The organism is Porphyromonas sp. COT-108 OH1349 (assembly GCF_000768755.1).
GTDB classification, from domain to species: domain Bacteria; phylum Bacteroidota; class Bacteroidia; order Bacteroidales; family Porphyromonadaceae; genus Porphyromonas_A; species Porphyromonas_A canoris.
This window is the reverse complement of record NZ_JRAH01000032.1, coordinates 1-991: the sequence shown is the minus strand read 5'-3', so window position 1 is coordinate 991 and position 991 is coordinate 1. Positions and strand designations below refer to the sequence as shown.

Here is a 991-nt window from a genome sequence, read left to right as displayed (position 1 = left end):
CACCACTAAAATCCGCAGTAAAAACAACAGGATTGTTTATGACCGCATCATTCAGTGGCAAAATTAGCAAATTACGGGGAGTTACCTTCGGGATTTGCCCGTTTTCTTGCGTTCAGGGAAGATGAAGACCGTCTTGAACTCTCCGTCCAAAGAGAGCGAAGCCTCGAAGCTCTTACCTGCTTTGGAGGTAAAGCCCTTAATGACACCTGTCTCCCCGTTCACCGCCAATTGCGTCAGTTGTTCGTCTGTGAGGCTCTTGCCTGCCACATTGCGGAAAAGGGTTAGCCCGCAATCGGCCTCGGAACATTTGGCACATCGAGGATAGAAGACCAGTGAGCCTTTTCCGCATTTGGGGCAATGGATGTCGCTCTGTTTCTTGGGAAAGAGGATTTTGGAGGAGAGCAGTTCGTCGGTAATCTGTGTGGCATAGCTTTCGATGCCCTTGCGGAAGTCTCGCTCTTTCAATTCTCCCCGTTCGATTTTCGCCAAGTCCGCTTCCCACTGTCCGGTCATCTCGGCATTGCCGATTTTCATCTCCCGAACGATGGAATAGACGGCAAGTCCTTTCTCCGTGGGGACGAGCGACTTCTTTTGGCGCACCATGTACTCGCGAGCAAAGAGGGTTTCGATGATGGCTGCACGGGTAGCGGGCGTCCCGATGCCGCAATCCTTGAGTTGCGCACGCAGTTCCTCGTCCTCCAACTCCTTACCTGCCGTCTCCATAGCTGCCAACAGTGAACTTTCCGTATGCAGGGGCTTGGGCTTGGTCGTCCCTTGTGCCAGCGAACAGGCGCAGAGCGGGAGTTGCTCGCCTTCCTCCCATTGGGGGATGATGATGCCTTCCCCATTTTCTCGACTTTCTCGTTCTTCAGCTTCCTCCTGCTCCTTGTCTTTTTTCCTGCTGTTTTTGAGGATGGCACGCCAACCCTCTTCCTTGATGATTTCACCTTTGAGGATGAACTTCACACCTTCACAGATGGCAGTAACCGTA

General features: G+C 52.6%; 1 protein-coding gene. It reads right to left on the bottom strand.

What is annotated here, in order from left to right; all coding sequences use genetic code 11:
- Positions 1–81 precede the first annotated feature (81 nt).
- Positions 82–991: DNA topoisomerase (locus JT26_RS07820; RefSeq protein WP_036848572.1), on the bottom strand; the 910-nt coding region annotated here is incomplete at its 5' end.